This window comes from Mesobacillus maritimus, assembly GCF_023715205.1.
Classification (GTDB): domain Bacteria; phylum Bacillota; class Bacilli; order Bacillales; family Cytobacillaceae; genus Mesobacillus_B; species Mesobacillus_B maritimus_C.
The window spans coordinates 162,332-183,469 of sequence record NZ_JAMBNR010000011.1 but is presented as its reverse complement, the minus strand read 5'-3'; the positions used below and the strand labels follow the sequence as shown (position 1 = coordinate 183,469).

Annotated in this window: 21 protein-coding genes, 1 rRNA gene and 1 riboswitch; of the genes, 8 read left to right on the top strand and 14 right to left on the bottom strand. The window is 39.3% G+C overall.

Going from position 1 to position 21,138, the window contains the following annotated elements:
- Positions 1-221: ribosomal RNA gene (locus M3182_RS16965) — 16S ribosomal RNA — on the bottom strand; the annotation flags it as partial.
- Between the two features lie 342 nt (positions 222-563).
- The gene (locus M3182_RS16960) at positions 564-842 is read right to left on the bottom strand and encodes a hypothetical protein (protein ID WP_251559155.1); all 279 of its coding nucleotides are present in this window, start codon (positions 840-842) and stop codon (positions 564-566) included.
- 382 nt (positions 843-1,224) lie between these two features.
- Between M3182_RS16960 and M3182_RS16955 the strand changes: the two genes are divergently transcribed.
- Entirely contained in the window at positions 1,225-1,692 is a 468-nt protein-coding gene (locus tag M3182_RS16955) for a ferritin-like domain-containing protein (RefSeq protein ID WP_251426167.1), read from the top strand.
- Between the two features lie 79 nt (positions 1,693-1,771).
- On the opposite strand, the gene M3182_RS16950 is transcribed toward M3182_RS16955, so the two are convergent.
- The 5 genes from M3182_RS16950 to M3182_RS26220 all read right to left on the bottom strand — a co-directional run bounded on the left by M3182_RS16950 (position 1,772) and on the right by M3182_RS26220 (position 5,694).
- Positions 1,772-2,527 carry a GTP cyclohydrolase II gene (locus tag M3182_RS16950; RefSeq protein WP_251426166.1) on the bottom strand — a complete coding sequence of 252 codons (756 nt, stop codon included), beginning with the start codon at positions 2,525-2,527 and terminating at the stop codon, positions 1,772-1,774.
- Positions 2,528-2,691: 164 nt separating this feature from the next.
- Positions 2,692-3,900, bottom strand: coding sequence for an MFS transporter (locus M3182_RS16945; RefSeq protein ID WP_251426165.1), 1,209 nt, complete (start codon positions 3,898-3,900; stop codon positions 2,692-2,694).
- A gap of 179 nt (positions 3,901-4,079) precedes the next feature.
- Positions 4,080-4,904, bottom strand: a complete 825-nt coding sequence (locus M3182_RS16940) for an aldo/keto reductase (RefSeq protein WP_251426164.1) — start codon at positions 4,902-4,904, stop codon at positions 4,080-4,082.
- Between the two features lie 127 nt (positions 4,905-5,031).
- Positions 5,032-5,331 carry a rhodanese-like domain-containing protein gene (locus M3182_RS16935; RefSeq protein ID WP_251559153.1) on the bottom strand — a complete coding sequence of 100 codons (300 nt, stop codon included), beginning with the start codon at positions 5,329-5,331 and terminating at the stop codon, positions 5,032-5,034.
- A gap of 237 nt (positions 5,332-5,568) precedes the next feature.
- A complete protein-coding gene (locus M3182_RS26220; RefSeq protein WP_285868559.1) occupies positions 5,569-5,694 on the bottom strand; it encodes a hypothetical protein in 126 nt (41 codons plus the stop codon).
- A 213-nt stretch (positions 5,695-5,907) separates the two neighbouring features.
- Between M3182_RS26220 and M3182_RS16930 the strand changes: the two genes are divergently transcribed.
- The 3 genes from M3182_RS16930 to M3182_RS16920 all read left to right on the top strand — a co-directional run bounded on the left by M3182_RS16930 (position 5,908) and on the right by M3182_RS16920 (position 8,647).
- On the top strand, positions 5,908-6,384 hold the full coding sequence (locus M3182_RS16930) for a glutathione peroxidase (RefSeq protein ID WP_251559152.1): 477 nt from the start codon (positions 5,908-5,910) through the stop codon (positions 6,382-6,384).
- 22 nt (positions 6,385-6,406) lie between these two features.
- Positions 6,407-6,847 carry a MarR family winged helix-turn-helix transcriptional regulator gene (locus M3182_RS16925; RefSeq protein WP_251426161.1) on the top strand — a complete coding sequence of 147 codons (441 nt, stop codon included), beginning with the start codon at positions 6,407-6,409 and terminating at the stop codon, positions 6,845-6,847.
- Positions 6,848-6,961: 114 nt separating this feature from the next.
- Positions 6,962-8,647, top strand: a complete 1,686-nt coding sequence (locus M3182_RS16920) for an MFS transporter (protein ID WP_251559150.1) — start codon at positions 6,962-6,964, stop codon at positions 8,645-8,647.
- Between the two features lie 187 nt (positions 8,648-8,834).
- Here the strand turns inward: M3182_RS16920 and M3182_RS16915 are convergent, their stop codons facing one another.
- The gene (locus M3182_RS16915) at positions 8,835-9,764 is read right to left on the bottom strand and encodes an FkbM family methyltransferase (protein WP_251559148.1); all 930 of its coding nucleotides are present in this window, start codon (positions 9,762-9,764) and stop codon (positions 8,835-8,837) included.
- Positions 9,765-10,101: 337 nt separating this feature from the next.
- On the opposite strand from M3182_RS16915, the gene M3182_RS16910 reads away from it, so the two are divergent.
- Positions 10,102-11,130 (top strand): metal-dependent hydrolase, encoded by a 1,029-nt coding sequence (locus tag M3182_RS16910; protein ID WP_251559146.1) that lies wholly within the window; start codon positions 10,102-10,104, stop codon positions 11,128-11,130.
- A 54-nt stretch (positions 11,131-11,184) separates the two neighbouring features.
- On the opposite strand, the gene hemG is transcribed toward M3182_RS16910, so the two are convergent.
- On the bottom strand, positions 11,185-12,570 hold the full coding sequence (gene hemG, locus M3182_RS16905; RefSeq protein ID WP_251559144.1) for a protoporphyrinogen oxidase: 1,386 nt from the start codon (positions 12,568-12,570) through the stop codon (positions 11,185-11,187).
- 150 nt (positions 12,571-12,720) lie between these two features.
- Here hemG and M3182_RS16900 point away from each other — a divergent pair, with 150 nt between their 5' ends.
- The 3 genes from M3182_RS16900 (at position 12,721) to tenA (ending at position 15,696) form a co-directional block, all read left to right on the top strand.
- On the top strand, positions 12,721-13,806 hold the full coding sequence (locus M3182_RS16900) for a TDT family transporter (protein WP_251426156.1): 1,086 nt from the start codon (positions 12,721-12,723) through the stop codon (positions 13,804-13,806).
- A 91-nt stretch (positions 13,807-13,897) separates the two neighbouring features.
- Positions 13,898-14,530, top strand: coding sequence for a DUF1541 domain-containing protein (locus M3182_RS16895; RefSeq protein ID WP_251426155.1), 633 nt, complete (start codon positions 13,898-13,900; stop codon positions 14,528-14,530).
- A 114-nt stretch (positions 14,531-14,644) separates the two neighbouring features.
- A riboswitch (TPP riboswitch) is annotated at positions 14,645-14,768 on the top strand.
- A 244-nt stretch (positions 14,769-15,012) separates the two neighbouring features.
- Positions 15,013-15,696 carry a thiaminase II gene (gene tenA / locus M3182_RS16890; protein ID WP_251426154.1) on the top strand — a complete coding sequence of 228 codons (684 nt, stop codon included), beginning with the start codon at positions 15,013-15,015 and terminating at the stop codon, positions 15,694-15,696.
- A gap of 511 nt (positions 15,697-16,207) precedes the next feature.
- Here tenA and arsA read toward each other — a convergent pair.
- The 5 genes from arsA to M3182_RS16865 all read right to left on the bottom strand — a co-directional run bounded on the left by arsA (position 16,208) and on the right by M3182_RS16865 (position 20,969).
- Positions 16,208-17,977, bottom strand: a complete 1,770-nt coding sequence (arsA, locus tag M3182_RS16885; RefSeq protein WP_251559169.1) for an arsenical pump-driving ATPase — start codon at positions 17,975-17,977, stop codon at positions 16,208-16,210.
- Positions 17,978-18,183: 206 nt separating this feature from the next.
- Positions 18,184-18,537 carry an arsenite efflux transporter metallochaperone ArsD gene (gene arsD, locus M3182_RS16880; RefSeq protein ID WP_251426153.1) on the bottom strand — a complete coding sequence of 118 codons (354 nt, stop codon included), beginning with the start codon at positions 18,535-18,537 and terminating at the stop codon, positions 18,184-18,186.
- A gap of 182 nt (positions 18,538-18,719) precedes the next feature.
- Positions 18,720-19,139, bottom strand: a complete 420-nt coding sequence (gene arsC / locus M3182_RS16875; protein WP_251426152.1) for an arsenate reductase (thioredoxin) — start codon at positions 19,137-19,139, stop codon at positions 18,720-18,722.
- Between the two features lie 174 nt (positions 19,140-19,313).
- Complete coding sequence (locus M3182_RS16870; RefSeq protein WP_251426151.1) at positions 19,314-20,615, bottom strand: arsenic transporter; 1,302 nt, start codon at positions 20,613-20,615, stop codon at positions 19,314-19,316.
- Positions 20,616-20,630: 15 nt separating this feature from the next.
- The gene (locus M3182_RS16865) at positions 20,631-20,969 is read right to left on the bottom strand and encodes an ArsR/SmtB family transcription factor (protein WP_251426150.1); all 339 of its coding nucleotides are present in this window, start codon (positions 20,967-20,969) and stop codon (positions 20,631-20,633) included.
- Between the last annotated feature and the right edge of the window lie 169 nt (positions 20,970-21,138).

Here is a 21,138-nt window from a genome sequence, read left to right as displayed (position 1 = left end):
GCCGAAACCGTCTTTCAGCATTTCCTCATGAGAGGAAATGAATGATCCGGTATTAGCCCCGGTTTCCCGGAGTTATCCCAGTCTTACAGGCAGGTTGCCCACGTGTTACTCACCCGTCCGCCGCTAACTTCAGGGAGCAAGCTCCCATCAGTCCGCTCGACTTGCATGTATTAGGCACGCCGCCAGCGTTCGTCCTGAGCCAGGATCAAACTCTCCAAATAAAGAGTATGAGTTAAGCTCATAATAAAAACGTTGGCTCATGTTTTTCTATATTAATAGAAGAAACATGATAAATATTGTTTGTTGACGCTTGTTTGTTTAGTTTTCAAAGAACAATTTTTCAATGTCGTTTTTCAGCGACAAGGAATATCTTATAACATCTCATTAATTTCGTCAACACCTTTTTAAAAGTTTTTTTAAAGAAGTGTTAGTGTCGTTTTCTTAACTAGCTACCGAAGCAGCTAAATCATAATACCATCAACCTTTATACCATAGCAACGGTAATATTTTACATTCACTTTCAGAATTTGTACTTGTCTTTAATGGCTTTTAGTTCATGATTCTCACACCGATGAATCACTCTTTTTCTTCGTTATTTTTTCTTTCCACTCAGAAATGGTTCCATAAATAAATCCGATCGTAAGGAGTGCTATTACAATCCCAAAGACAAAAAGAAAAATCCCTAAAGTACGTTCTCCATCTTTCATATAATCTATGCCACTCATGAAAGAGGCAATCGTGGTTAATGGAAAACCTATAAATATTAAAAAGAGCCAGAAAAATTCACGAATTGCAGACTTTATCTTTGCTGCCCCGTAATAGATCATTTTAATAAACTTCAAATCGAACTCTCCTTGTGTCTTTTTATTTTTATAGATATTAAGTTAGCACTAACCAAAGATGTTTTAACTAACCATGTAATCTAACCTTCGCTACTTTATTATCATAGCAGATACTAAGGAATGAAATCACAAATTTTTCTACTTTCCTTCAATGGATTTAGAGGTACTTAAAATGCCTTTTATCACTTCTCAATTCCTTTATAACCTCCCTCTTGTTCCCCCTTGCTAATAGAATAATGTTATGAAAGTAGAACTCATTAGGAAGAGTAACGAATATAATAGCCAATGGATGATTGCCCCAAAAATGGGCTTAACTGTGCCGCACTTCATTTTCCTTAAAAGCATAGGATAGGATGATATTTTACCTAGGGAGACGATAACCATGTATCAAAATCCATATTATCATCCATATAACCCATACACTAATGACTATTTACGTGTTCAAAATAATACTCAGCTTGTAAGAGATATTCAGAAAGCAATAAATGGCGAATTTAGTGCAATGGCTTGCTATGAAAAGTTGGCTCAAATGGCTCCTAATCAAAAGGAAAGAAATCAGATCCTTGAAATACGTGAGGATGAAAGACGTCACTTTGAAGAATTTACGCGAATTTATACTAGTTTAACAGGGAGACAACCAACTCCGAAGATGACCGAGGAATGCCCTAATACCTATAAGAGGGGGTTAGAGGCAGCATTTATGGATGAGCAGGAAACCGTTGATTTTTATTTAGATATCGTAGATAAAGCGCAAGATCTAACCATCAAACAGGCCTTCCATCGCGCCTCAGCCGACGAACAAAATCACGCCGTTTGGTTTTTGTATTTTTTGACCAAAAACAGAAGGTAATAAAGGTCTTAGAATCATCTAATGTTATTGGCCCCTCTTATTAAAAGGGGCCACAAAGATTTCTCTAAACATAAATGTGCTAGTCATTTGGACAAATAGTTTCTTCTCGTAGGTGCCCTGATTTTTTGATTTTTGTTTGCAAGTATTTCTCGTTATATTGAGATACATCCCCCCACAAAGGCTTTCTTCCAGAGACCTCTAAACCCGCCCGTTTTAACGCTTCTAACTTTTTCGGATTGTTCGTCATTAGCGTTACGGGCTTTGAACGTAAAGCTTTTAACACCATAATCGCATCACTATAGTTTCGTGAATCATCAACAAATCCAAGACTTTCATTTGCTTCAACCGTGTCGTAATTATTTTCTTGTAGAATATAGGCCATCGCTTTACTGAATAACCCAATCCCTCTTCCTTCATGATTGGCTAAATAAAATAACGCCCCTGTCCCATGCTCGACAATCATTTTCATGGATTGTTTGAGTTGGAACCCACAATCACATCTTTTACTACCAAAGATGTCCCCAGTATGACAAATTGAATGCATTCTGATAATAACATCGTCACTATATTCAAAGTCCCCATAAACCAATACACTTGATTGTTGGTACTCAGCTAAGTTTATAGAAGATAACTTGTCAATTATTCGTTCAAACTCTTCCGTCACCTCATCACAATCTAACCAACAATACCATTTAAAAACCACTGTCTCTCCGTATAAATTGACCGGAAGACGAATGGGACCAACTAAGTAAATAGCACCTTTTGTTGTTTTTATCAATTGAATTTTATCTTCTAATAAGGATAAAACTTTAGGATCGATTTTTGTTGTGTTCATCGTTCTCTCCTCTTTTAGTTTTAAGTAGTTTGTGATGAATTAGGAGATCCCATTCAAAGGGTTAAACGCATGAATAATAACCCGCCTTTTCTAAAACACAAAAAAACCTCTATGCTAGAACAGATTAGGTTTTAGCTTAGAGGTTTTAATGTCTAGTTCTTCTGTTATTTTTCTACAAGGATTTTCCCTTTTGTGGTCCGGTTGAACTGACTGGTTTTCCAATAGGCAATCCCCATTGCAGCCAAGAGTAAAACTCCGGTCATTACAAACACACTTTGCGCGGGGAAAACTCCCCCAATCAATCCTCCAAGCATCGGTCCGACCATTCCACCAATTTGGGTAGCGGTTTGATTTAAACCAAATGCTCTACCACGGAAGTCTTCCGATGTTGATTTAACAACTAAACCATTCAAAGCTGGGAATACCGCACAGAAGAAGATACCGAAAAGAAAACGAGTAATGGAAAATCCATATATATTGCTAAAGACAATTTGTGCGAATGTTCCCAGACTACCACCTAATAACCCGATGATGAGAACTCGGTTGAAACCCACTTTATCCGCCCATTTGCCCCAGTACGGAGCAAATAAGGCACTCGCAATACCAGGAAGAGAAAAGACAATACCGGCAATTAAAGCCGTTTTATCTCCAGATCCCCCTAAACTTACAATATATAATGGAAGAATGGGTTCAATTGTCATTATTGAACAGCTTGTTACCACAGTAAGCAGTAAAACCAACATCAAGGGACGGTTGGACCAAGCGATTTTTAAATCATTACGAACGGAACCTTTTTCTTTACTTGGGGTGAAGTTTTCTTCTTTTACCCCAAAGATAATCAGGATGGTTGAAGTCAAAACAATCATTCCTGCACTAAAAAAGGCCATTCGATTTCCGACTAGTTCAGCAAGTCCCCCACCTAGAAGCGGACCAAGGATCCCGCCCGAAGCAGAGGCAGTTGAGATCATTGATAAAGCATATCCTACCTTTCGGTTAGGGGTATTTGTGCCAATCAACGCAATCGCACCTGGGATAAAACCGGTTAATAGCCCCTGCATAATACGTAAGCCTAAAAGCTGATATGGATTGGTGACAAAAGCTGTTAAGGTATAAATGACAAAAAGAAAAAATCCCGCCCGAATAATCATGGGTTTACGACCAAATCGGTCCGCAACTCTTCCCCAGAATGGCGAGGCAATGGCTCCTGCAAAAAAAGCAGCGCTAAATAATAATCCTGACCACATTTCCACATGTTCTTTCACACCAATCTCAGGAAGAAAGATTGGTAAAAAAGGAATGACCATGGAAAAACTAGCCGATGTAAAAAATACTCCCACCCATAAGATCCATAAATTTCGTTTCCACGTTTCCACGTTCATCGCTCTCCAAACATATATAAGAATGCGAATCAATCTACATAAGATTCATAAATCCACATCTAATAAAATATTTCTACACTCGAAATATTATGGCACACTTCTTCCCCTTAGACAAGAAAAAACTGGAAGGTGGAACCTTCCAGTTTTAATAACATTCTGATTATAAGAAAAGCTTAGTATACATTCATCTCGTCTGGATCGGGTCCTTGACGCTTGTCTTGATTTAAGGCATCAATTTGTTCCATTTCTTCTTTTGACAACTCAAAATCAAACACTTGGAAGTTTTCCTCGATACGGCTTGGAGTGGTGGATTTTGGTATCGCAATGATTTGATTTTGTAAATGCCAACGAAGGATCACTTGAGCTGGAGATTTTCCATGTTGTTCAGCAATTTTAGCGATCACTTCGTTTGTAAGTGCTTCTCCACCTTGCATTAATGGACCCCATGCCTCTACATAAATCTCATTTTTTTGGCAAAACTCTCTTAGTTCTAGCTGAGAGAAGTAAGGATGCAGTTCGACTTGGTTGACTACAGGCTTGACTTTACACTCTGAAAAAATTCTTTCTAAGTGTGGAACCTTAAAGTTAGAAACTCCAATTGCCCGGACCTTTCCGTCCTCATATAACTTTTCTAACGCTTTATAAGTGTCAACATATTTATCTTGTTCTGGAGTTGGCCAATGCACCAGGTACAAGTCTAAATAATCTAATCCTAATTTTTCTAGACTTGCATCAAATGCCTTAAGAGTTGCTTCGTATCCTTGATCGCTGTTCCAAACCTTAGAGGTAATAAACAATTCCTCACGAGGAACCCCTGATTCACGAATCGCTTGTCCAACACCCGTTTCATTTTGGTAGATAGCAGCTGTATCAATCGAGCGATAGCCAACCTCGATGGCTTTCTTGACTGCATCAACAACCGTTTTGCCTTCTTCTACTTTAAAGACACCAAAACCAAGCTGAGGCATTTCCACTCCATTGTTCAATTTAACGTTCATATGTTTCACTCCTCTGTGCTTTTCAAACTAAATCGTGCATTTTTCATTTTAACGCTGAGACTATTAAACAGCAAACAATTTACCCAAATAATGGATGGTGCCAGGCACCACCCATTTTATTTCCATTTTATTTTTCGACTTCGTCTTCCCATGCGAGCATGCCACCTGTCATGTTGGTTACATCAAAACCATTTGATGTGAGGAGTTCACACGCCATGCTGCTTCTTCCACCAGATCGACAGGCAATATAATAATGTTCTTTCTTATCAAGTTTATGTAGTTGATCAGGCAGGTCTCCTAACCGAATATGATGTGCTCCTGGAATTTTCCCGGTAGCGACTTCATCGTCTTCACGCACATCAATCACATTTACTTTTTCACCGTTTTTTATTTTTTGCGCAAGTTCTGTTGTAGTAATTTGTTTCATCTTCTTTTACCTCCATTTTTTTCCGATCCTCGTTAGGTTGGCAAAAAATGTACTATATTATTACCTTATTATTTACCCCACCCTTTTTTCTATGAATTACTTACTTCGGGAATACGGTCCTTTCCCTTGAATTACTCCTATTGATAAATGCGCATTTATAAAAGGCTCTATTCTCAAACTTTAATAGCTTATAAAAAACAAAAAGCCGCAATGAGCGGCTTTTTCAAGTGGCTTGTTCTATGATTCATCTGTTTTTTCTACTGTTTCAGTGTTTTTCTTCTGGGGTGGTGGTGATAAACGTTCTAATGCATCGGCGATCCTTTTCAAGTTTTTCACAACTTCCTCGGATTGCTGGTCGTTCATACCTCTCACATCCTCTCAAGCGCCCAATAAATAATGGGCTTAAAGTAAACATACCATACTTTTATCTATTAAGTATTACTTCATGTGGTAGAAAATTAAAAAACGCATTGCCATCATTAATTAAATCGCGTATGATTATATCGTAGGCGATTTAATTTTAAACATCCTGATTTTCATAACTACTTATAATTCCTATCTTAAGGAGGAAACTAGATGAGCACTGTTTATGAATTTGCGGTAAAAACACCGAATGGAATGGAAAAGTCATTAAAGGAATATGAAGGAAAACCTTTACTTATTGTCAACACCGCAAGCAAGTGTGGACTAACACCACAATTCAAGGGTCTTCAAGAAATCTATGATAAGCATCAAGACAAAGGCTTAGAAGTTCTTGGTTTCCCTTGCGATCAGTTTAACAATCAAGAATTTGATAACATTGATGAAACAACTCAATTTTGTCAACGAAACTATGGCGTTACTTTCCCGATGTTTGCGAAAATTGACGTGAACGGTCCAAATGCTGATCCTTTGTTTACTTACTTAAAATCGCAGAAAAGGGGCCTTTTATCGAACCGGATCAAATGGAACTTTACCAAATTCCTAGTTGACCGCAACGGCAAGGTTGTTGAACGTTACTCCCCAACGACAGATCCTAGTACGATTGAAGCAGATCTAGCAAAATATCTATAATGAATTGTAAGTGGAGATGAAAATGAACGATTTTCTAACTTTAGAAAAACAACTTTGTTTTTCTCTTTATCAAACATCCAATGAATTTACCAAACTTTATACTTCAGCGTTGCAACCATTTGGCTTAACGTACCCTCAATATTTGCTTCTGTTAGCATTGTGGGAAAAAGATCACGTAACAATGAAAGAATTAGGTGAACGACTAAGCCTAGGAACAGGTACGTTAAACCCAATGATTACCCGAATGGAAGCAAATGGTTGGCTTCGTAAAGAACGTTCAAAGGAAGATGAACGAAAAGTTTATATCACTCTTCAGCCAAAAGCGTATAAAGAAAAACAACCTATCACGATGAAAATTGCCGATGAGATTCAGACTTGTCAAATTGAGTTGGCAGAATATGAAGCGTTGATGCAGGGATTAAACCAACTTCGCCAAAAGATTAAAGAACGAAATCAAAACTAATTTAGCCAAAAACACAAAGGGTTTCCCTTTGTGTTTTTGGTATTTTTCGTTAAATGAAACTTTTAACCCATACTATTCGTATATAAATTAACAAATTTTTGAAAGGGAGTTTTTATGGGGTCTATATTAATCTTTTCACTTATTATTGGTGTCGCGTCTGCTCTTATTCTTTTTCCTTTTACACAGAAGAAGCAAAAGAATAAGGAAAGCAAAGAGGCAAATTCCAACAGCTGGCTTCTCATAACAGTTGCGCTTATTCTTACCGCCCTCATCTTCGGATACTTTTATATCACAAATCTTGATCGCAACTTTACCTCTGTTTGGCTACTAGCCTTAGTCGTGACTGCAGCTGGGGCACTGTTTGCCACTGGTTTCGAGAGAATGATGAAAGGAGTTTTATTTTTAGCAAGTCTTGTCTTCAGCATTTATCTAGGAACGGCTTTTTTATTTAATGCTGATGAGAAATACGAAGTAGCCAATATGGTGCAAGAAACAGAAATCGAAGTGTTTGATGAAACAAAAACACCAGCAAGCGTCCCCCCTCAATTCGCACGGAATAAAATGAAAAAAGCATTTGGTCAAGTGCCTAATACGAGTTATTACGAACTTGGAAACTTGCAAATTCAAAAAGTAAACAATGACTATGTTTACATTGCACCTGTTGAGTTTTCTGGATTTTTCAAATGGTGGAACGGAGACTCCACGCCAGGATATTTCACCATTAGTGCGACCGATTCAACAGATAATCCACGCTTTATCAAAACCGAAATGACGTATACACCGTCTTCTTATTTCGGGAAAGATTTAAACCGCCATATGCGAACACATTATCCAGAGATTATCTTTTATGGAGAACCTCAATTGGAAATCGACGATGAAGGGAAACCGTACTATATCCGTTCATATGGAGATTTCATTTCAGGACGAAATGGGTTCGATGTGAAAGGAATCGTCCTTGTGGAGCCTAATTCCGGAAAAACCGAAATGTATAGTTTAGATGATGTTCCAGCATTTATTGATGGAGCTGTTTCTCCAGAAGTGGTCAGCTTGCACAATAGCTATTTCGGGAACTATGTTCATGGCTTTTGGAACAGCAAGTTTGGAAAATCTGACGTGAAACTTCCGTCAGATGAAGGGACAGAAGCAAACGTCAGTCCAATCTTTGATGAAAACGGAGTTATGTACTACTTCACTGATTTTACAAGCCCTAAAGAAGGCGTTGACTCAATGCTCGGCTATTCTCTGACAAATTCTCGAACAGGAAAAGCCACCTATTATACTGGGAACTTAGAAGAATCGTACATGGATTCACAAGGAGCTTTACAAATTATTGAAAAGAAATTCATTGAGAAAAAATGGAATGGCGAAATGCCGATTCTCTATAATTTCTATGGTGAAGCAAGCTGGTTGACACCGGTGCTAGATGCCAACGGATTCTTGCAAAACTACTTTATCGTTTCAGCTGCCAACCCTGAGATTTCAGTATACGGAAATACGCCAAACGAAGCTTTAAAACAATACAAAACTGCTTTGCAACGTGGTGGTGGGACTGTTGATGGAACTTCAAAAGCGGAAGAAAAGCAAGTGAGCGGTAAAGTTGTGCGTGTCTATAAAGAGAAGTCCGAGAACGTGACGATGATCTACTTCTTGTTAGATAATGGGCAAAACTACATCCTATCTTCTGAAAATGCCCCGAAGGCAATCTATTTACAACCAGAAGATTCTGTAGATGTTACCTATCTGGATTCTGGAGAAGAATTCCTTCCAGTAAAAACGATTGCGATAAAAGGGTTGGAATAAAAGTAAAACTTCATTCAGCGGGGGGATTTCTTAACCCCCACTGAATGTTAGTCACGCATAGCCTGATTGATTTTTCTATAGGCTAAAGCCCTAACAAAGATAATCTCTCAAAAAAGCTGTCCAGTCGGATGATGACTACCGATTTGGGCAGTTTTTTTTTTAGGCCTGTCAATAACCCTGGTTCGACTCAGCGGCTAAAAGGCGGTTTATTCGGCTCTTTACCCGTGACAAGAATGAAATCTGTATGGATATAGTCTTTTTCAAAAAGGTTATAAAGAGCTGTATAAGATAAACCGCTAGCTTCTCTAAGATCATATTCGGTGATATAGACATAAATTTTAAAATGGAATTGTAAATAGTCATAAAACTCCTCTGGATTTACCCCGGACTTACTGAGATAAACACTATTAAACTCAATCATACCGATGGCGACTTGACATTGCTTTAAAATTTCACTCATTCCTTTTAAAACAAATGCTTCATAGCCTTCTACATCCACTTTAAAAAGGATTCGTTGAAAACCATTCTCCTCTTTTAGAAGCGAGTCAATCTTCATCGTCCGCACAGGGATGGTTTCGATCATCTGATGTGCTGGTTTATAGGAAGCTGAGGAAGTCCCCGACCAATGCCGGTCAATAAAGAAGTCCTTTTGCTCATCCTCTTTATCAGCAGCTAGCGCATGAATAATTGTCATTTGTTCCTGATTCGGATGCTCCACTTTTGACTGATGTAGATATTTCAATAAATGGTGATTAGCCTCTATTCCAATGATTTTACAATGCTTCGGGTAAATCGTCGAAAACATGCATTCTCCATAATTCACACCTACATCAAGGATCAAGTCTGGCGAATAACGATGGACAGCCTTTTCCCAAAAATGCTTCACTCTAGATTGCGTCACACCCCCGCTAATCAACAAAGCCCTCCCACGATTCTCATCTGGATTCACATATAGAACTGTAGTAGATGGAAACTCAATTCTACTAGGGAGTTTCTCAGACTTCATGGTTTTATATTTTATCAAGATCCCAACATCAATAAGAAACTTCCAAACTTTCGGATTCTCTTCCCACATTTTCATGAGTACTGGTATGCGAATTGTCGGCAATGCTTTCATTCAGACCCCTCACTTTAAGAAGATTTTTGCATAACTATTCCTTCTTACCAGATGAATTTCCTTTGTCTTGAATGGAAAGTTTACATAAACCTAACATTAGCGCTAGTTAATCCGGGAATTGAGAAAATCTTAACCTACTTTTAACATGCTCTTTATTCCCCGTTAAAGAGAAGGAATTATGATGAAGGGGTCTAACAATCTAACATACTACTCCCCTATACCCACCAGTACACATACCCTTTCCACTAAAACCCTCAAAAGCATAACACTCTATCTAAATTTAAAAGACTGCACTACCGACAAAATTCACACAACCCTTTACAAAGGAGGAATGAGCATGGATACAGGTTCCCATATTATTATTGGCCTTGGTTTAGCAGCTCTTGCCCAACTGGATCCTGTTGTTGCTGAGAACCCTGTCTTATCGCAAGCCGTCCTTGCTGGAACCATCCTTGGATCAAATGCACCTGATTTTGACTATTTGTTAAAATTAAAAGGAAAAGGTTTTTATAAGCGTCATCATCGTGGGTGGTCTCATTCGATTGTGATTCTCCCCTTTTTGGCACTCACCCTTTCAAGTATCTTGTATTTAAGCTTTACACCATCAGGATTTACGCATTTGTTCTTTTGGACCTTACTTGCTACGCTACTCCATGTTTTCTTCGATCTATTTAATGTTTATGGAACTCAGGCCCTTCGCCCTTTTACAACCAAATGGATTTCATTTGATAGCATCCCACTAACAGACACCTATATTTTGCTTCTCCATGCAGCTGGTTTTGTATCACTCTTGTTTTATGAAGCAGGTACTGTATTTGCGGTTATTTATTCGCTTATGTTCCTATACATCGGTTTTCGGAAATTCTACTCTTTCTTAATTAAAAGAACCCTATCTATGTATTTTCAAAAAGCGATCGAAATCAAGCTCATTCCGCAACAGCCCATTTCGAAATGGAAAGTGTTAATTGAAACAGAAAATGACTATCTATTTGGGGTTTATGTTCGTAAAGAATTTACGGTGGATTATGTGCTAGCGAAACAAATTGACTTTCCGAATGTTGTTGTAGATAGCTTAGAAAGTCAAACCATTCGTGATTTTATTTTATCAACGAAGTACGCCTTTCCACATGTTCAGAAACGAAAAAATGGGTATTTTGTGTTTTGGAAAGACTTGCGATTTCGACGAAGAACCTTTTTCCCAATTTTTGCTGTCATTTATATTCCGTTTGATTCTAGTCGGCATTTAACCTATTCTGGCTCTTGTTACTCTTTGAAGAAATACAAAAAGATTGTACGACAGTTGAAAAATCATGCCCAACTCGAAGAAAAAGAAAACCTCCCTTCCGTGAAAAGCGAGGCCAACTAGAAAATAGAAAAAAGCCTATTGACCAATCCCAACAAAGGGGATTGATTTATAGGCTTACTTATTTAAATGAATGATTTTCTGTGCCGTTTTGATCCCATTTTCGATACAATCTGGAATCCCAACGCCATAATACGAACAGCCAGCGAGATGAATGCCTGGATAATCTGCAGCTAACTTTTGTTCAAGCATTGCCACACTTTGAGGGTGTGAGATTAGATAATTGGGCATTTGATCCGACCAATTGGTCACTTCACTAGCAACTGGCTCAGCATCGATACCTAGACTTTTTTGGATATCGTTCATCGCAGCCTTTAACAGTTCCTCTCTGTTCATTTCTTTTAATGAAGCAAAGGCTGGATGACTGCTTTTATAAAATAATCTTACCAAAAGGTTCCCAGACTTTGACGTATGCTTCCATTTCCTACTTGTCCAGGTACAAGCGTTACAAGATAGCTCATCTGTGTTTGCGGTAATAAATCCGGTACCATCCGCTGGGAGAATGCGATCTGGGACATCAAACCCAACATATACACTGATTAGAGAACTATTTCGAAGTCCGGAGAATCCTTTCGTAAGTTCTGGATCGTCAATCAGTTTTTCCGCTGCTGTATGCGGGATACTTAATACAACATGATCTGCTTCAACGACTTCCCCATTATTCAATTCCACTCGATAATGTTGATTGTCTTTTTCAATTTTATTTACTTTTATGGCTTTAAAGATTTCTACGTCTTCCAACTGGTTTTCGATTGCCTCAATTATGCTGCTTAAGCCATTTTTAAACGAAAGAAATTTACGCTCGCCACCTTTAAATTGCTGTTTATTCGCTTCTAAGCCTTTGATGATGCTTCCATACTTCTCCTTGTAGTCAATTAAATACGGAAGCGTGGGAGCAATGGTTAAGTCCGTTAATTTTCCACTATATACACCTGATAAAACCGGAGCAATCTGTTTCTCTACAAATTCACTCCCGAGAAAATGTTCAAGGAAAGCACCGACGGAATCATTCTTGGTAAACTGGTCGTTTTTTGTGTAAAAATCTTTTAGTGCTGCTATTTTTCCTTCCGCTGAAACTAGCGTCGTTTCCGCTAAAGATTTGATGCTTGCCGGAATTCCAAATACAGAATCAGCCGGTATGGCCTTTAATTCTCCATCAGTATAAATAAAAGAAATTCCAGTTGAGTTGTAAACCACTTCTTGTTCTAGTCCCAACTCTTCCACCAAAGACAGTGATTCTAACTTCCTAGAGACAATGGAGTCCGCCCCTGCTTCCATAATAAAACCACTTTGATGAACGGTGGTTATTTTTCCACCAAGTTCTTCTCCTGCTTCTACAAGGACTAATCGAACATCCGCACCTTTTTCCTGTTTCCATTTATGTAATTCATACATGGCCGATAAGCCTGTAATACCTCCGCCAATCACTAGAACCGTTTTCACTTTATATCCACCTCTATGACCAATCTTCGTTTTTCATAAGTGTACCACACTTCAAATTGACAACTATAGTTTCAGGGTTAAGCAAAATTCACCTATTTTCACAATATAAATGGTAATATTTAAAATATTTAATTCGTTAGGTGGTTAAGCATGCTTTATTTTCTTGTTAGTCTATCTATTTGTTTTATCCTCATCATTCTTTATTTTAATATTTATATAAAAACATCTACTATGGCCGTGATTATGGCGCTAGGAATCATGACACAAGGTGTGATTTCAAACTTTTTTCGTTCAAGCTTTACCCAGTCTATCCTCTTCCATTATAGTATCTGCATCATTCTAGCGTTATGGATTGCCTTCTTCTTTTCTTTGTGGCGGTCACTCTTTAAAGCCAAGTTCACCTCATTACATTATCTTACCATCATGAATCGTTTTGGGATCGGTACTTGGGTAGCAGCGAGTTCCATTTGTGGAGTTTTAATCAATCGTCATGTCTCACAATGGGAACAAGCAGCAATTGTCATTGCCACTTTAAACTTTTCACTATGGCTTGGGTACATGGTGGTGTCGACAATGTCCCTTTATCAAATTTACCGTACTAAAAAGGAAGATCAAGTACATGGAATTATCTTTCTTACTACCGTTAGCACACAGTCCTTAGTGTTATTGTTAAGTTCTTTCCATAAACCCATTCCGGATGCAATTGATTTGATGATGATTCTTGTCGGATTGCTTTTCTATTTTATTAGTCTTCTTTTCATTTATCGGCGCTACCGGTACAACCCATGGGCGATTGAAACTGACTGGAAAAACACCAATTGTATTATCCATGGTGCCCTTTCGATTTCTGGCTTGGCCTGTATTCTTTCACAAGCAACACATCCGTTCATGATAGAAACAATTTGGACCTCCGCTTTTATCCTATTTTTCATTGTCGAGTCAATCGAGCTTGCCCGCTTGGTGAAGCGGATCAGGTTGTACGGAGTTCGAAGAGGAATTTTCGTCTATGATGTGTCCCAGTGGAGCCGCATTTTTACGTTTGCGATGTTTTATACGTTTACTTTTTTCATTCAAAGTCAGCTTAGTTATATTCTGATTATGAAAAAAATCATCATCCACGGTGGAATATGGATGATTCTCTGTCTAACAGTCATTGAACTTTATCTTTCCATTACAACTCTACTTAAAAAGGAACTTCTACGGTCGGTGCAGAAACCTACGCATGAGGTCTCATAGATATTATCGATTAAAACGAATAGAAATGGGAATAAAAGTTAATGTGACCATTTTATTTTGATAAAAGGCAACATTGGAGGTTTTAAAATCTATGATTCGAAGTAATTGGATACTGGTCCTTGTCACAATGCTAACCGTTCTATTTATAACCGCTTGTGGGAACACCGAAAAGGAAGCTCCCCCTGACTCTAATGCAAGCGAAACGGAGCAACATAGCAACAATGAGGCAACTGAAGCTGAACAAAATACCGACGAAGCGAAAACAGATCATTCCCATATGAATCATTCAGGGTCCGGGGATGTTCCTGATGGATTAAAAGAATCAACAAATCCGAAATTTCCTGTCGGAAGTCAAGCTGTGATTAAAGAAGGTCATATGCCGGGAATGAAGGGAGCCGAAGCCACCATTGTCGGCGCTTATGATACGACAGTCTATACGGTATCGTATACACCAACGACCGGTGGAGAGATGGTAGAAAACCATAAATGGGTGATTCATGAAGAAATCAAAGATGCCGACGATCAGCCGTACGGACAAGGATCCGAAGTAATCCTCGATGCAGATCATATGGAAGGCATGAAAGGAGCAACAGCTGAAATCATTTCAGCAAAACAAACAACGGTTTACATGATTGATTTCACACCTACAGATGACTCCGAAAAAGTTACCAATCACAAGTGGGTTACGGAAAATGAATTAACACCAGTTGAAAATCAATCTTAACAGTCAGAAGGACTTTTCCACCACATGGAAAAGTCCTTCTTTTTTAATTGAAGTATCTGAAAACCTTGACAATTCACACAAACCTGTTAGGATAAAGGGAAATTACATATCTAACCGAACCACTAGGGGTGCTTTATTGGTGAGATTTTCGCCTAAAAGCTGAGATTAGAGTATGACTCTAAGACCCTTAGAACCTGATCTGGCTCATACCAGCGTAGGGAAGTGGAGAACAACGATTGTATCTTGTTGTCATTTAAACCACTTTCCTTCTGTCTTTGGAAAGTGGTTTTTTTATTGACCTTTAACGAGATTGTGATGGATATCGGTTGGAGTCTGGAGGGATGTACAAAGACTTAAGGTTGATAGACTACTATTTATTCAGGTTAATCGTTGATCAGAGTTTTTTTGCGAAGAACCTTTACTAGCCGGTGAGCTTTACTTTTTTCTTTACGAGAAATAATTAATTATTGGAGGGAATTAAAATGAAATTTTCACAAGAACTTCGTCAAGCTGCTAATCATATTTGGGAAGCAAGTTTTAACCACCCGTTTGTAAAAGGGATTGGAGATGGGACTTTGTCGCTTTCTTGTTTCCGTTATTACGTTCAACAGGATGCCTACTATTTATCCCATTTTGCTAGAGTGCAAGCTTTAGGGGCAACCAAATCACCAGATTTACATACAACAAGCCGCATGGCCAGCCATGCTCAAGGGACTTATGAAGCAGAATTGCAGCTGCATGAAAAGTTTTCGAAGCTATTAGAAATTACCGAGGAAGAAAAGAGCAATTTCAAACCAGCACCAACTGCGTATGCCTATACTTCACATATGTACCGTGCGGCTTATTCAGGTCATATCGGTGATATTATCGCTGCAATTTTGCCATGCTATTGGCTTTATTATGAAATTGGTGAAAGGCTCAAAGGTTGTACGCCGGAGGAACCGATTTATCAAGAGTGGATTGCTGCCTATGGCGGTGAATGGTTCCGGACATTAGTAGAAGAACAGATTGCTAGATTAGATAAAATCGCGGAAAATGTGACCGAAACGGACCGCGAACGAATGAAAGAACATTTCATCATTAGCAGTCAATATGAATACGCTTTTTGGGAAATGGCTTATCAGTTAGAAACTTGGCCGGTAACAAACGAGAGGGTAGAGATTTAAAGGGATGTAGATTGAATATCCTGCGGGATTAATTTAGAGTCGTACTTTTTAGCGATTTTCGTTCTAGTAGATAACCACGATGGCTATGAAAGCGTCGTGGTTGTTTTCTTTCGTAACACTAACACTAGACACTTCTCGCGGTTTACGGCCTGGATGAGGGTGGATTCCTATCGTTACTAAATTCTATTCTCTCCTCTCTTTCGGGCACGATAGAATCTCTATCGTTACCAAACTCTCTTCTCTCCTCTCTTTTCAGGCACGATAGAATCTCTATCGTTACCAAACTCTCTTCTCTCCTCTCTTTTCGGGCACGATAGAATCTCTATCGTTACCAAACTCTCTTCTCTCCTCTCTTTTCGGAAACGATAGTCCTCCACAATTCCAAAAAGAGACTCGATTCCATTCCAGAACCGAGCCTCTTTAATCGATTTTTTAAGCGTTCGGATAAATCTTTTTTAACGCTTCCTTCATATCTGAACCTCATCCAATAGTTTGACAACAATTCGAGAAATCATCCACTAAACACTTTTAACTGCTCATAACCTGTTTTATTTTGACTATATAACGGAACAATCGCGGCTTTCTCTGCTAATTCTGTTTCGACTTTTTCAATCCACTGTTCTTCAGCAAGCGCTCTGCCTCTCAAAACAGGGTCCTTTGTGTCGGTCGCATATAAACTTTGATTAATAATCCACCAATTCGGAGTTATTTCCGCTCGTTTTAAATCATCTTGCAAACGACTTGCCTCGAGAACAGGTGTTGCTTCAGCTAAGGTCACAATAACAACACTCGTCTCTTCGGAATTACGCAATCGTGGCAACAACTTTTGAACGCTTTCTGGTACTTCCCCTGTTGTCCGCGCCAATTCCTTGTGGTAAGACTGTGCTGCATCTAAAAGCAATAATGTGTGACCAGTAGGCGCTGTATCAATGACCACGATTTCATCCTTGGAGCGTTCCACAACTTCTGCAAACGCGCGGAACACAGCAATTTCCTCTGTACATGGAGAGTTTAAATCTTCCTCTAAGTAGGCTAGGCCTGCCTCATCGAGTTCTTCGCTCACATTTGCTAAAACTTCTTGTTTATAGGCTTCAACCTCTTTTTTAGGGTCAATTCGACTCAAAGATAAGGACTCATTATGATCGTCGCTCTTGAACATCAGGTCGAGGTGGGCTGCCGGATCGGTTGTCGTCAAATGAACTTTATGTCCCTTTTCTACAAGTCCAACCGCGATCGCCGACGCCATTGTGGTTTTGCCGACGCCGCCCTTCCCCATTGTAAAAATAACTCTTGTCCCTTTTTTAGATAAGTCTTCTACCAATTCATTTAGACTCGCTAGCTGATGATGGGAGCTTACTTCAGCCCCCCCTGATTCAACCACTGTTTGATGATCCAATAGTTGTCGCAAGTTCGCCAATCCTGTTAACGAATAAGACACATAAGGCAAGGAGAAGGTCGTCACTCCCACAATCCCCGCTGGCATTTTGGCAATCGCTGCTTGTTGCTTTTCATAAAAACTCGCTGAAACGGTGTCATCTGCCACAAACGTTTCCATTAATCCATTCACAATTAATAGCTGATTGCTGATGCCGATTTCTTTTAATTCTTGTGAAGCTCGGTTTGCTTCAAACAACGAAGATTCATCTGGGCGCGCCACTAAAATCAAAGTGGTTTTTTTAGGGTCCGCTAAGGCTTTCATGCTCTCGGAATAAATCGCCTTTTTCTCCGCTAATCCTGACAATGGACCTAAACAAGACGCTCCATGGGTACTTTCCTCCAAGAATCCACTCCAAGCCGTCGGAAGTTGCAGCAATCTCAACGTGTGACCAGTAGGAGCCGTATCAAAAATGATATGGTCATAAGCAGCCACAATAGTTTCATTTAAAAGCAAGCCGGTAAATTCATCAAATGCGGCAATTTCGACCGTACATGCACCTGATAATTGCTCTTCCATTGTCGCGACAACGGAATCTGGCAGTTTTCCGCGGTAAGGGCCGACCACTTTTTCACGATAAGCTCTTGCAGCTTCTTCTGGGTCAAGATTACAGGCAAATAAACCAGCTACTAATGGTACGGCTTTCGGTTCATTGCTTAATTCCACTTCCAAAACATCCTGCAAATTGGAAGCGGGGTCTGTGCTAACAAGGAGCACCTTTTTCCCCTCATCCGCCAATGAAACGGCAGTGGCACACGCCGTTGACGTTTTCCCTACCCCTCCTTTTCCGGTAAAAAACAGAAACGGAGTATCAATTACTTGTTTTGGTTCAAAGGGTTGAAACATCATGTGTACCTTCTTTCTATCGGTCTGTTTTCATAAAAATTGTTGTTAAAATCTTAAAGCCGATTTTAACGTAATAATAGCCAATTTGTATGTTTCATTAAGTTTTCAAGCTCTTTTCTCATAAAATGAAGCTATTATTTGTATAACCATGCTTATTCAGTCGTATTTTTTGTGTCAAAAGCAATAAAGTCTGAGAAAAGAGCCTTCTATAATAAGTTAAGCGTTTTGCTCGCTTTCTTTTCTTTTAAATCCTCTTCCGCGACACCAAACCATGAAGCAAGCTGTTCATTGCTCGGATATGCTCCTGTTTTGACAACTTCCCCGTTTAAGACCGTCATAGGTAGTGCATCTGGTCCTTTTTCGTGAAGGACTTTATTTACCGCTTCGTTTTCCGCAAATTTAGCTGGATCGGTCGCTAGATTGTATCGCGTAATATCATGTCCCTTCTTTTCTAATAGAAAAACAGCGGACGCCATTCTTGTTAGCTCCGGATCGACGCTTGGTCCACAAACACCCGTCGGACAACATAATGCCGGATCAAAGATTTCTACTATGTTCATATCGAATCCCTCCTCTTTTTAGTTAAGGCTATTACGTAAAAATTACCTTTAAAATCCTAAACAGCTCTTTTTTTCTTATAACCTAGTTCATTCAGTGTAATTGTTGTTCAAAAGCAATAAGGCCTGAGAAAAGAGCCTTAGTCAAACACGAAGAGGAGCAAAGCCTCTTCGCACTGCTCCTTTTACTTTCCAGTTTCCGCAAATGTTTTGATGCGCTCACCAATTTCATCACGCACACGTTGGAAAAACGCCCATTTTTCTTCATCTGTTCCTTGGGCCTTAGCTGGGTCATCAAAGCCCCAGTGGTCTCGTTTTACATGTGGAGGTGTGACTGGACATTTGTCAGCGGCATCTCCACAAAGAGTGACAACAAATTCAGCGTTATTTAAAATCTCTGGATCAATGATGTCAGAAGTTTGGTTCGTAATATCAATGTCGATTTCTTTCATTGCTTTTACAGCATTTGGGTTTAACCCGTGCGCTTCAATTCCAGCACTTTTGACTTCCCACTCGTCACCCAAATATTTTTTCGCCCAACCTTCGGCCATTTGGCTGCGGCAAGAGTTTCCTGTACATAAGAAGTAAATTGTTTTTTTAGACATAGATGATTCTCCTTTAAGATGTAATTTAGATAAAGTGAAACTTCATTCAGTGGGGGGGGTTCTCCATCCCCCACTGAATGTTAGTTGAACCAATCGGGCTTTTACTGGCAGTTGGTCCCCGACTTATCCTTTTTAGGTCTTCCTCATGTCTTGAAGTAGGGGCCTTACTGCCAGTTAATGCGGGATGATCAGCAACCATAGGTAGAGTCCCACTAACGTAATGAATAGCGTGGGAATCGTTAAAATGATTCCTGTTTTAAAATAAGTACCCCAAGTGATTTTGACGCCTTTTAAACTTAGAACATGTAGCCATAATAGGGTCGCTAGCGATCCTATTGGCGTGATTTTCGGTCCTAAATCCGAACCAATGACGTTTGCATAAATTAAGGCTTCTCGAATCACACCGGTTGTATTCGTGTCGGCAATCGCAAGGGCATCAATCATAACGGTAGGCATATTGTTCATTACCGATGATAAAATCGCCGCTATGAAGCCCATTCCGACGGTCGCTGCGAATAGCCCTTGATCCGCAAACACTTGAATCACATCGGATAGGACAGTAGTCAATCCAGCATTACGCAATCCATAAACAACCACATACATCCCAATCGAGAAGAAAACGATGTTCCAAGGAGCTCCTTTGATGACCGTTTTCGTATTGACTGCTGGACTTCGTCTTGCCATCAATAAGAAAACAATCGCAATGATGCCGGCGATAAACGACACCGGTACCCCAACGAACTCACTTGCAAAGTAGCCGACTAACAGAACAGCAAGCACAACCCAAGAAATCGTAAACATCTTACGATCGCGAATCGCTTCAACTGGTTGTTTTAAATGAGTTATATCATACTTTTTCGGAATGCTTTTTCGGAAAAAGAAATATAGAACCAAAATACTTGCTGCTAACGAGAATAAGTTTGGCACAATCATTCGCGAAGCAAATTCAACAAAGCCAATCCCAAAGAAGTCGGCAGAAACAATGTTCACCAAGTTACTAACAATGAGTGGCAATGACGTCGTATCTGCAATAAATCCACTTGCGATAATAAATGGAAACACCATTTTTTCATCGAATTTCAACGCGCGCACCATCGCAAGCACAATCGGTGTTAAAATTAGAGCGGCACCGTCGTTGGCAAAGAACGCAGCAACCAAAGCACCTAAAATGGAGACGTAGATGAACATTTTGACCCCGTTTCCATTTGCGACTCTTGCCATATGAAGTGCGGCCCATTCAAAGAAACCAATTTCATCCAGTATAAGCGAGATCATAATAATGGCGATAAAAGCTAATGTCGCATTCCAAACAATTCCGGTTACGTCCCAGACGTCTCCGAAATCAACAACACCGACGAGTAAGGCAAGAATCGCCCCGCCACAAGCAGACCAACCAATCGAAAGGTTTTTCGGTTGCCAAATGACTAGAATCAGTGTCACAATAAAAATCAATGAAGCGAGTAGAACTTGTGTCACGGTAAAACCTCCATTTTAATCACAGGAAATTCGAAGTCCCTGTTGCTGTAAAAGAATCAATTTTTGTTCCTGGTCAGGGATATATTTGATCACATCCTGAACAAGTGGATAATACTGATTGTCTTTGTTTAAAGAATAAAAAATCCACTGACCTTTCCTTGTTTCTTTTACTAAACCAGCATCCTTTAATTTTCGTAGATGTTGACTAATGGCAGGCTGTGACATTTTAAACATCTCCACAAACTCACAGACACAACAATCATGTTTGATTAATAAACCTAACATCGATAATCTTGTTTTATCGCCCATTAGTTTTAAAATATTTGCCGTACCTTCTAATGAATTCTTCTCCATTCCTTCACCCCCACACATCAACATATAAGAAACTACTTATATAATAAAATGCTTATATGCTGATTGCAACCCTTTTTCATTTTTACGATGTCCTAAAATGGACGATTTCATGAACAAATCTCAATCAATTAATTTACGGAGAAACTTTGCTATAAGCAATCCTCAACTT

What these genes read in the sequence shown, in the direction of transcription:
- tenA (WP_251426154.1), top strand. Translation starts at nt 15,013, where the DNA reads ATGAAATTTTCACAAGAACTTCGTCAAGCTGCTAATCATATTTGGGAA.
- M3182_RS16935 (WP_251559153.1), bottom strand. Translation starts at nt 5,331, where the DNA reads ATGAAACAAATTACTACAACAGAACTTGCGCAAAAAATAAAAAACGGT.
- M3182_RS16930 (WP_251559152.1), top strand. Translation starts at nt 5,908, where the DNA reads ATGAGCACTGTTTATGAATTTGCGGTAAAAACACCGAATGGAATGGAA.
- arsC (WP_251426152.1), bottom strand. Translation starts at nt 19,139, where the DNA reads ATGTCTAAAAAAACAATTTACTTCTTATGTACAGGAAACTCTTGCCGC.
- arsD (WP_251426153.1), bottom strand. Translation starts at nt 18,537, where the DNA reads ATGAACATAGTAGAAATCTTTGATCCGGCATTATGTTGTCCGACGGGT.
- M3182_RS16920 (WP_251559150.1), top strand. Translation starts at nt 6,962, where the DNA reads ATGGGGTCTATATTAATCTTTTCACTTATTATTGGTGTCGCGTCTGCT.
- M3182_RS16915 (WP_251559148.1), bottom strand. Translation starts at nt 9,764, where the DNA reads ATGAAAGCATTGCCGACAATTCGCATACCAGTACTCATGAAAATGTGG.
- M3182_RS16940 (WP_251426164.1), bottom strand. Translation starts at nt 4,904, where the DNA reads ATGAACGTTAAATTGAACAATGGAGTGGAAATGCCTCAGCTTGGTTTT.
- M3182_RS16950 (WP_251426166.1), bottom strand. Translation starts at nt 2,527, where the DNA reads ATGAACACAACAAAAATCGATCCTAAAGTTTTATCCTTATTAGAAGAT.
- M3182_RS16955 (WP_251426167.1), top strand. Translation starts at nt 1,225, where the DNA reads ATGTATCAAAATCCATATTATCATCCATATAACCCATACACTAATGAC.
- M3182_RS16900 (WP_251426156.1), top strand. Translation starts at nt 12,721, where the DNA reads ATGCTTTATTTTCTTGTTAGTCTATCTATTTGTTTTATCCTCATCATT.
- arsA (WP_251559169.1), bottom strand. Translation starts at nt 17,977, where the DNA reads ATGTTTCAACCCTTTGAACCAAAACAAGTAATTGATACTCCGTTTCTG.
- M3182_RS16895 (WP_251426155.1), top strand. Translation starts at nt 13,898, where the DNA reads ATGATTCGAAGTAATTGGATACTGGTCCTTGTCACAATGCTAACCGTT.
- M3182_RS16910 (WP_251559146.1), top strand. Translation starts at nt 10,102, where the DNA reads ATGGATACAGGTTCCCATATTATTATTGGCCTTGGTTTAGCAGCTCTT.
- M3182_RS16865 (WP_251426150.1), bottom strand. Translation starts at nt 20,969, where the DNA reads ATGGAGAAGAATTCATTAGAAGGTACGGCAAATATTTTAAAACTAATG.
- M3182_RS26220 (WP_285868559.1), bottom strand. Translation starts at nt 5,694, where the DNA reads ATGAACGACCAGCAATCCGAGGAAGTTGTGAAAAACTTGAAAAGGATC.
- M3182_RS16925 (WP_251426161.1), top strand. Translation starts at nt 6,407, where the DNA reads ATGAACGATTTTCTAACTTTAGAAAAACAACTTTGTTTTTCTCTTTAT.